The organism is Parafilimonas terrae (assembly GCF_900115755.1).
Lineage (GTDB): Bacteria > Bacteroidota > Bacteroidia > Chitinophagales > Chitinophagaceae > Parafilimonas > Parafilimonas terrae.
Map to the genome: position 1 here is coordinate 182,268 of NZ_FOXQ01000010.1, position 9,452 is coordinate 191,719.

8 protein-coding genes are annotated in these 9,452 nt (G+C 40.2%); 2 read left to right on the forward strand and 6 right to left on the reverse strand.

Annotation, left to right across the window (positions count from 1 at the left end; genetic code table 11):
• Positions 1–77: 77 nt before the first annotated feature.
• The 5 genes from BM015_RS15960 to BM015_RS15980 all read right to left on the reverse strand — a co-directional run bounded on the left by BM015_RS15960 (position 78) and on the right by BM015_RS15980 (position 7,281).
• A complete protein-coding gene (locus BM015_RS15960) occupies positions 78–1,592 on the reverse strand; it encodes an O-antigen ligase family protein (protein WP_090660735.1) in 1,515 nt (504 codons plus the stop codon).
• A 46-nt stretch (positions 1,593–1,638) separates the two neighbouring features.
• The gene (locus tag BM015_RS15965) at positions 1,639–3,153 is read right to left on the reverse strand and encodes a lipopolysaccharide biosynthesis protein (RefSeq protein WP_090660738.1); all 1,515 of its coding nucleotides are present in this window, start codon (positions 3,151–3,153) and stop codon (positions 1,639–1,641) included.
• Between the two features lie 85 nt (positions 3,154–3,238).
• Entirely contained in the window at positions 3,239–5,629 is a 2,391-nt protein-coding gene (locus tag BM015_RS15970) for a GumC family protein (protein ID WP_090660741.1), read from the reverse strand.
• Positions 5,630–5,679: 50 nt separating this feature from the next.
• Positions 5,680–6,498, reverse strand: coding sequence for a polysaccharide biosynthesis/export family protein (locus tag BM015_RS15975; protein WP_090660744.1), 819 nt, complete (start codon positions 6,496–6,498; stop codon positions 5,680–5,682).
• A 159-nt stretch (positions 6,499–6,657) separates the two neighbouring features.
• Positions 6,658–7,281 carry an MCP four helix bundle domain-containing protein gene (locus tag BM015_RS15980; protein WP_090660747.1) on the reverse strand — a complete coding sequence of 208 codons (624 nt, stop codon included), beginning with the start codon at positions 7,279–7,281 and terminating at the stop codon, positions 6,658–6,660.
• Positions 7,282–7,592: 311 nt separating this feature from the next.
• On the opposite strand from BM015_RS15980, the gene BM015_RS15985 reads away from it, so the two are divergent.
• Together BM015_RS15985 and BM015_RS15990 are read left to right on the forward strand one after the other, a co-directional pair.
• The gene (locus BM015_RS15985) at positions 7,593–8,357 is read left to right on the forward strand and encodes an SDR family NAD(P)-dependent oxidoreductase (RefSeq protein WP_090660750.1); all 765 of its coding nucleotides are present in this window, start codon (positions 7,593–7,595) and stop codon (positions 8,355–8,357) included.
• A 37-nt stretch (positions 8,358–8,394) separates the two neighbouring features.
• The gene (locus BM015_RS15990; RefSeq protein ID WP_090660753.1) at positions 8,395–9,165 is read left to right on the forward strand and encodes an SDR family NAD(P)-dependent oxidoreductase; all 771 of its coding nucleotides are present in this window, start codon (positions 8,395–8,397) and stop codon (positions 9,163–9,165) included.
• A gap of 87 nt (positions 9,166–9,252) precedes the next feature.
• Here the strand turns inward: BM015_RS15990 and BM015_RS21745 are convergent.
• Positions 9,253–9,452 (reverse strand): hypothetical protein (locus tag BM015_RS21745; protein WP_218148515.1); only part of this gene is annotated, 200 nt, incomplete at its 5' end.

Sequence of the window (9,452 nt, forward strand, 5' to 3'; positions counted from 1 at the left end):
AATGTACGCAAAATGATTATTGAATATTTCTTTTCAAAACGTTCAATAAATCAATGCACAATAATCACCGCCTGATTTTATAAACGCCCCACCCTTACCTGCGAGGCCATTTGTTCGAATGAAAGCTTTGTATTAATGCGCCGTTTATCTGACCATTGCGGGTAAACAAACCGTATGGCAAGTGCAAAAATTATGCTTACGGTGTACCAGATACTGGTATCCCAGAGGTTGCTTACAAACAATGCCGCTATCATCATAATTAAATAGCTTAACCCCGGCGCTGCCAGCACCATATCCTGCCGGTCGAGGGAAAATTTGTATAAACGATATGACCATTTTATAACAAACAACACAAATGCTATATAAAGCAAAGCAGCAATTAAACCGTATTCAACAGCGGCTTCAAGATAAGTGTTGTGCATAATCCTGTCTTCCACCATAGCAGGTGCATACCGCGCCACCGCCGCAATAGAGGCCGTTTCATCGCCGCCCATGCCAAAAATAGGAGACGTACTAAGCGCCTGTGCGCCGGCAGACCAGTAATAAGTACGGTCGCCGCCACCTTCTGTATCGGTCATGTAAATAGCACGCTGCAACGTGGGGGAGTTAAGCGACAGCAACAAGGCTATGACAGCGCCGATAAAACATACAGAAACAATAACAAACTGGAAATCGATTTTCCGCCTTACCAGGTGAATATAAACGCCAACAGCGCAAAGTATCATGAATGAAAGCAGGCCGTTTCTTGAACCCATCATCATAATCATAATGCCAACCAAAACAATTGTTCCAAACGCGAAGAAACGCGTAAAGAAGCCAATATTGGGTTTGCGGCTGAACAGCGTTATAAACATATAAATGGACAAGGCGCATAAAGTTGAAGTAAATGTGCCGTGATGCACATCGCCCAACTGTAAAGTGCCCGAATAGCCTGCACCGTTCTGCACCCTTCCGTTCAGCAATAAATTGAGGCCTAAAGGAATGATGATAAAAGGCATACAGCGCCGCGTGTATTCGGGAATCTTATAAAGTGTTTCTTTTGGATAATTAATGAGCACCCTCAGGAAAAACAGGTAAAAAACCAGTTTTATCATCTTGACAATACTATGAAAAGCAGCCGCATTTTTTCCGGTTCCTGCGGGAAGGCCCTCAAAATTTTGGGGATGCTGGTAATAAACAAAAATGCCCATGAAAACAAAAACCAGGAAGAACAGGTAAATGATTGAAAACCGGAACGGGACCATTTTACTCTTTTGAGAAAGCAAGTCCCAGGCAAGTATGGGCGCTATGGTGGCAATGGTTAAACTTTCTGCGTAAGAAGCATCAGCAGTTCCCACACCCGATGTAGCGGTATCGGTAAATGCACCCTGAGATAATGAAATAGTCATAAACATCGGGTACATAAAAGCACGGTCGTATAAAACCAAAGGAATGGTAAGCAAAACCAGCGGCGCTGAAGTTAAATTAATCAGCGAGATATAAAGTGTAAGGCCTATCGCACACAGTATCCCAAGAAATAATAATTCTTTTCCGCCAACATAAATACCGCTGCCATGCGATTGTTGTAAATTATTTGAATATCCTCCGTACATGCGGCAATAAAATTATTTAATTGTAAATAATACTATCTGCTAATTTTTATTGTTCCTGGCCTGTAATTATTGACTGGTCTTTTTGCTTCTTTTTCTTCTTCTTAAACATCTGCAAAAAATCTTTTTGTATATACACTATATCACTGCCAAGCAATTTAGGCTTCCTGATAAATGCAGCCAGCGCAGCTACGCCTGTTACAGAACATAACACTGAAAATGCAATAATTTCATCAGCAATAAATATATGTAATAAGCGGTAAAGCAAATAAGCCGGAATTACCCAGCATATACTCAGTAAAACGCCATTATAATAAGGCCTGAATACCAGCGATTGCCAGTCGTTTTGAAAAATTCTTTTTCTAACAATGGCAATCATTATTACGTAAGAAATTAAAGTGGAAACAAAAATGCTCCAGCTAATGCCCGTTAAACCTGCTGATACATAACCTATATAAATAAGCACACAAATGATAACAGAATTTTGAACCTTTCTGATGAGATTAAGCCTTATTAAACCATGCACCCGCATCAAGGTATCACCAAGGCTTGCCGTTGTGCGCAAGGGTAAGTTGAGAAAAAATACCTGCAGCAACGGAACAGCATCCAGCCATTTTCTTCCCAATAATATAAGCACAACCTGTTTACTGAAAATGACAAGAAAAACTGTTAGCGGAACAAGCGCAGAATTAATTAATGAAAGCGATTTCGAAAATACTTTATATGTTCCTTTTTCATTGTCGTTTTTCTTTACCATGGCCGGCATCATTACCCGCTGCACCATGTCGTAAAAAAAGCGCTGGGGAATATTCATGATGCGGAAACTCCGGTCGAAAACGCCTAATACGGCGGCGCTTACGAGCTTGCCCACTTCCAGTATAATCCCAAAATTTACGATGTAATTATTCACGCGGATAAGCGTTAAGCCGGAACCATAACCAATTAAATCTTTCCAGTGCTTTTTTGTAAAACCAAGCTTAAGCGGCAAGGGATAATAAAATAAAAGTGTGAGCAACTCTGCGCCGAAATAAAATATCTGCGACCAAACGAGCGACATTACACCAAAACCTTTGTAAGCCAGGATAATTCCCAGCACGTTTGATAAAAGCAGCATTACACCATCTGCAACAAAAATTTTTTTGAACCTGAAATTCTTTTGCAGCATGGCGAAAGATGGCGAATACATAGCGGCAAACCAAAAGATAACGCTGAATATGCGCAGTGATGATGTAAGCTGCGGTTCATTATAAAATTCTGCAGCAAATGGCGCAAGAATAAAAATAGCTATGTAGATAATGGCTGCCAGCAACATGCTTGAAAAAAATGCCGCATTTACGTGCTGCTTTTCTGTTTCTTTTCGCTGAAGCAAAGCATCGCCCATACCGCCATCGCCAATCATGTTGCCGAAATTCATGAAAGAATTAAGCAGTGCGAAAATACCAAGCTCAGATTTTTGCAGCAGCCTTGCCATAACTGCATAATAGCCAAACTGGGAAAATACCTTAACACACACATTAAGCATTTGCCAGGCACCGGATTGTATAACCTGCTTTTTTTTAACCATGGGCTTTATACGGCCTTAAGAACGAATATGCCACAAGCTTGTATAAGCAAGCTTATGGCAATATGTAAGTTGAATTAATTTTATATTATGCAGTATGCGTTCTGCGTTTTCTTCTGCCAAAGAATGATTTGCGTTCACCATAATAATCCTGGCTGCCATTATATCCATAAGTATAACCATAGCCCGGCACCCGTTTTATATCGTTAAACACAATATTAATATTCTTGAACTTTTTATCGTTTGCCAAACCCTGCACAAGATTTACCTGTTTTTTATAAGTAAACCGCTGGCGCACTACATACAATACCGTATCCACATATTTCCTTAACAATAATGCGTCTGTTACGAGGCCCACCGGCGCACAGTCAACAACGATATAATCAAATTCAGATTTCACCTCATCAAATAACTGCTTAACCCTGTCGTGCGCCAATAATTCTGCAGGATTTGGAGGCAACATACCGGGGCCTATATAGTAACAATCGGGATGAAGGCTGGTTGGCTTTATAATATCTCTTGCATTTATATCAGAAATAATGTAATTGGAAAAACCTTCATTGTTATCAACACCCACTATTGAATAAATGTATGGCTTGCGTAAATCCAGCTCCATTATCAAAACCTTTTTGCCTGAAAGAGCTACTGCTGCCGCAAGGTTTACCGCAACAAAAGATTTGCCTTCCCCACCCATGCTCGACGTAACCAATACGGTTTTATCTGAAGCATCGGGCAGAAGAAAATGCAGGTTGGTTCTTAATGTTCTGAACTGTTCCGAAACCTGGCTCCTGTCATCTTTAGAAACCACGATTGCTTTTCCTTCTTTATTGTGATTAATGTCTGCAACCACAGGAACATACGTTGCATTGGTTATATCATTCGTGGTAATAACTTTTGTGTTAAGCAGTTCTTTCAGGAATATTACAACGGAAGGAACCAATAAACCAAGAAATAAAGCACAGGGAACTAAGATAACCCATGTAGGGAAAAATGGCATGGGGCCGCGTTTTACTTCATCAATAACGCGGATAGGGCCAATATTATACGATTTTGAAACTTCGGTTTGTTCACGTGTTTGTAAAAGGTACAGGTACAACTCCTGCACCACGTTTTGTTTTCTTGTATAATCAATATAAATACGCTCTTTTGTGGGCACTTTCTTTATGTTACCCGTAACCTGGTTATTCCTGTTCTGCAGTTCATTCTGCTCTGTGGTTATGCCTCTTTTAAAGGTGCGCATCATGCTTAATAAATCGCCGCGTAACTGGGAAAGCTGTATGTCTATGCTTTTTACGTTGGGATTTTGCTCCGTTGAATTCTGCAAATAGCCCTGGCGCTGCAACTGCAGTGTGTTATATTTTTCCAGTGTTTGCACAAATGCCGCATCCTGAATAGGCGCTGTTGTAGGCATTACCCTTGTGTTGTTATGCTCATCCATCAAATATTTCTCAAGGTCATCCACCACCTTCAACTGAACCTGTTTATCAGCAAGATCATTACTTACAGTGCTGGAAAGCTGGAGCAATTGTTTGGAATCGTCGCTAATATCAGTGATGCCGTTTTCTTTTTTGAAGGTCTCAATATTCTTATCGATATTATTGAGGTCTTCCGACACTTTTATAAGCCGGCTGTTAATAAAGGCTATGGTGCTGTCGGCTATCCTGTTTTGATTATCCACATCAGATTTTACGTACAGGTTAACCATGTGCCGCAGCATATCTTCATTTTTGGCAGGGCACTGCGCTGTTATGCTGAGATCAATAATGTTTACAAATTCAGTGGTGGTAATGGCTTCTATATCATCCATCAGCATTTTTAAGGTAGCATGATAGCTGTTGATAATAAGCCCAAGGTGGCGGTCAGGATTTTTAATTGTTACGGCCGGGTTTCGCTCTAAAACCCAACTGCCATACCAGAAGGTAAGCGTATCGCCATAAGAAGCCGTAAAACTGCTGTCAGTATCTTCATCTTCAAACCACACCTTTTTATCATCGGCCTTTACATCGTATTCAACAGGTTCAATAATCTTATCGTCATTCAAATACAATACATGTATGAAATAAGGAGACTCTTTATATATTTCCTCATAACGTATTGCATTCTTACCAAAATACTGAAGATTAAGTTCAAGGTCGTGTATGGTTTTTTCTATAATGGTTCTTGAATGGATAATTTCAATTTCATTGGAAACTGAGTTGGGATAGGAATTTTTGCCCAGGTCGCCCAGCATGGTGGCCTGGTCTGTGCCCACAAGCTGGCGGCCCTGTGAATTATAGCCATTTACAAGCACCCTGCCCATTACAGTATAATAAGGCGATGTATAGAAAAATATAAAAGTGGCCAAAACAATAAATAAGAAAACTGATAATACATACCAATACCAGTTGCCAAAAATTTTGCCTACAAGAAACTTAACATCAATATCGTGATGCGGAGAAACGTTTCTGCTTACATTTAAATCATTATATGAATCCTGCATAGTAGTAGCTTCTTGAACTTTACCGAATTAATAATACCGGGGATATTTCATTACAGGGTTAACCGTGCAATAATAACTATCATTAAAGATATGGCGCTGGATATAACTGCTATATCCCTTACCCTGTAGTTGCTTTCGCCAGCCACTTTATCCTCTGTTGGTTCTACATATAAAACATCATTTGGCTTAAGATAAAAATAGGGCGATGATATGGTAGTGGTGCTGTCTAAGTTAATCCTCACAATTTGTTTTGCGCCGTTAGCATCACTTCTTATCAGCATCACGTTATCCTTTCTGCCGGAAACGGTTATATCGCCCGCCAACCCAAGTGCATCAAAAATAGTCGGGTTTTCGTTGGGCACCAGGAAAGTGGTGGGATTACGCACTTCTCCTAATACAGTTATCTTATAATTGGCAAACCTCACATTGACAACCGGGTCTTTAAAGTAAACAGAAATTTTTTGTGTTACCAGGTCTTTTACCTGTTGTGTGCTAAGGTCTTTTACCAAAACATCACCAATATAAGGCAGGTGAACATACCCGTCTTTATCCACAAGATAGCCGGAGATAATAGATTGCTGGCCATTCCTGTCGCCCATGCTTGTTATAGCGCCTGAGTTTAATGGCAGGTTACCCTGGTTTAAAACCGTATTTGCCTGGGGATCGAGCGTTTGGATATTAATGTTCAGTACATCATCAACCCTTACAATGGCGGCAGGCGGTGTTAAGGTTTGCAGTATTTTCTGGGCCCTTGCCGAATCCGGTACATCTTTAAAATAGGAAACACGCTGAATTTTACAGGATACAAGATTTATAAAAAGCAGGGACACTAATGAATACGTAATTAGCCGCGAAGCAGTTTGAAACATTCTTAGTTAATTTATATTTTTTCCCAAAAGCAGGCAAAAATAACTTGCCCTTTTATTAATGCCAAATTAATAATATCGTTATATGTTAAAAGGTTTGTATGCGTTTTCCAGGGTTAGTTGCGCATAAAACTAATGCATGCAATAAAACCTCTGGCGCCATCAGTTAAGCCTCGCCTTTTGCACCTGCATCAGCTTGTTATCGTTTGCATTAATAAGCACCAGTGCAAAAATACCCAGTATAAGCAGCAGGGCCACTTCGAGATGCGACATAATAATCGTTCCGCCAACATCTATTTTTGCAATGCTGAAAATGTTGCTCCCCTCACTTGCCTGTATTTCACTTAAAGCATTTAAATGCTGTATTACATTTTCAAAACTTTCATTTACGGCTTTGTTGTTTTCCTCAAGCCCGGAAGTAAGCGTATTATATTGTTCAAGCTCCTTTTTAAAAGCAAGCCAGTGCTTTTTTTCAGCAGGCGTTAAATAAGTGGTTTCGTAGGTTTTTATTATTGAATGAATAGCACTGTCATGCCGGGCAGCAATTGCCGCATTATCATTCGCCTGCATTTCATTCAATAAAAATTTCTTTTGGTAAAGATGGTCAGTAAGCTGGAATATATAAGTCGCAGGCATCAGCCTGTCTTTATAGATAGAAGCGATGGATTCATTCAGCTTTGAAAAGGTTTTCCTGTTGGAAATATTATTCACTAATATCAATACAATAATTAACAGCAGCACCGCAACCGCCTTCATTTTGTCTTTTACAAGATAAGCCCATTTCATCTGTATGTTTTTTATTTTGTAATTGCCAGGTGCCCGCCTGACCGGACGGGCAGGGAATGCCCTTAAATAATCATCGCTTTAATTATACTAAAAATCCTATAGGCATTTCATAACAGGAAATTTAAGTATTGTAATATAAAAAGATTTAAGATAGCAACCATTGCTTTGCATTATTAATCGTTTATTTAACTATTTCTGTTATTGAAGAATACCATTGTATTATAACAGCAAATTTTTTTCGCTGCAAAAAGCGTAAAAAATAATAATCTTTGATGCTTTAGGCAGAACAACCAATATCAACAGGAAACATAATGAGCACAAACGAATTTTCGGGTCACGTTGCAATAGTTACAGGCGCAGGCCAGGGCATTGGCTTTGAGATTTCAAGGCAGCTCTGCATTCAAGGCGCATCTGTGTTAATAAATGATATAAATGAAACGCTGGTTGATGAAGCCGTTGCAAAAATTTCAACACATGGGCGTTGCACAGGTTTAGCCGGCGATGCCGGTGATGCTGCCTTTATTCAATCAATGGTGGACGAAGCGGTAAATAAGTTTGGTAAATTAACGATTGCCGTTGCCAATGCAGGCATTACTTTATTTGGCGATTTCTTTGAATACAAGCTGCAAAACCTGCAAGCTGTTATGAACCTGAATATCGGTGGAAGTTTTTTGCTGGCCCAGGCCGCGGCCAAACAAATGAAACAACAAAACAGCGGTGGGAGTATTTTGCTCATGTCATCGGTAACGGGCCACCAGGCACATAAAAATCTCGCAGCTTACGGTATTACAAAAGCAGCGCTTGAAATGCTGGCAAAAACGCTGGTGGTTGAATTATCGCCCTACAATATTTCAATCAACGCTATCGCGCCTGGCGCTACTGTTACCGAGCGCACAAGCGAAGACAAAGACTATAAAACCACCTGGAGCCGCATTACGCCTATGGGCAAACCAGCTATGGTAGAAGATATTGCCAATGCAGCACTGTTTATGGTTTCGCCTGCATCAAGGCATGTTACCGGGCAAAGCCTGGTTATTGACGGCGGCTGGACGAGCGTAAGCCCTTCGCCGTATTAAATCAATATAAATGTTCACTTCATTTTAATAAGATATTATGTTCAGATTAGATAACAAAACAGCTATTGTAACCGGCGGCGGCAGCGGCATAGGAAAAGCTATTTCCATATTATTTGCACAGCAGGGCGCAACAGTTTGCATTATTGATATTAATGATGAAAGCAAAAATGTGGCTGATGAAATAAATGCGGGTGGCGGCAAATCATTTTTCTATAAATGCAATATTTCAAACCAGGCAGAAGTAAAAAATGTTGTTGCCGGAATTATGCAGCAGCATACGGCCATTGACATTTTAATTAATAACGCCGGCATTGCACATATTGGCACCGCAGAAAATACTTCTGCAGAAGATTTCGAAAGAGTATTGAATGTAAATGTAAAAGGCGTTTATAATTGCTTGCACGAAGTAATTCCTTTTATGAAACAGAAAGGCGGCAGTATTGTAAACATGGCTTCTGTAGCAGCATTGGTTGGCCTGGTTGACCGTTTTGCTTATTCTGCCACTAAAGGTGCTGTGTATGCCATGACGCTTTCAGTTGCCAAAGATTATTTATCTCATAACATACGCTGCAACAGCATTTCGCCAGGCCGTGTGCATACGCCTTTTGTAGATGGATTTCTTGCCAAAAATTATCCTGGTAAGGAAGCCGAAATGTTTGATAAACTTTCCAAAACACAACCTATCGGCCGCATGGGTAAACCGGAAGAAATTGCACAGTTGGCCTTGTATTTATGCAGCAACGAAGCATCGTTTATTACAGGCTGCGACTATCCTATTGATGGTGGTTTTGTAAAGCTGAATACATAAAGTTTCAATTTTAAAATTCTTTTCAATAACCCGTTTTGAAACACTTTTTAATGTGACTGGTAAGTTGTAAGCACAAGTACGCTGCGCTCAAAAGCTAAGCGGCAAACTTGCGCAAGATGGGATAACTGCTGCTGATTTAGGCAACCAAAAGTTGAGGTTGCGTTGGGTCAGCCAGTTTTTTGCCAAATCCAATGTTGAACTAAACCTACGGAAGCCTTCCGCACTATCCGTAACTTTAGCCCTCATCAAAAAAGAATAAATATGGCAACGAAAAAAAATCGCCGGAA

Bases quoted from the DNA above. Each gene is read 5' to 3' on its own strand.
- BM015_RS15960 (WP_090660735.1), bottom strand. From the start codon at position 1,592: ATGTACGGAGGATATTCAAATAATTTACAACAATCGCATGGCAGCGGT.
- BM015_RS15965 (WP_090660738.1), bottom strand. From the start codon at position 3,153: ATGGTTAAAAAAAAGCAGGTTATACAATCCGGTGCCTGGCAAATGCTT.
- BM015_RS15970 (WP_090660741.1), bottom strand. From the start codon at position 5,629: ATGCAGGATTCATATAATGATTTAAATGTAAGCAGAAACGTTTCTCCG.
- BM015_RS15975 (WP_090660744.1), bottom strand. From the start codon at position 6,498: ATGTTTCAAACTGCTTCGCGGCTAATTACGTATTCATTAGTGTCCCTG.
- BM015_RS15980 (WP_090660747.1), bottom strand. From the start codon at position 7,281: ATGAAATGGGCTTATCTTGTAAAAGACAAAATGAAGGCGGTTGCGGTG.
- BM015_RS15985 (WP_090660750.1), top strand. From the start codon at position 7,593: ATGAGCACAAACGAATTTTCGGGTCACGTTGCAATAGTTACAGGCGCA.
- BM015_RS15990 (WP_090660753.1), top strand. From the start codon at position 8,395: ATGTTCAGATTAGATAACAAAACAGCTATTGTAACCGGCGGCGGCAGC.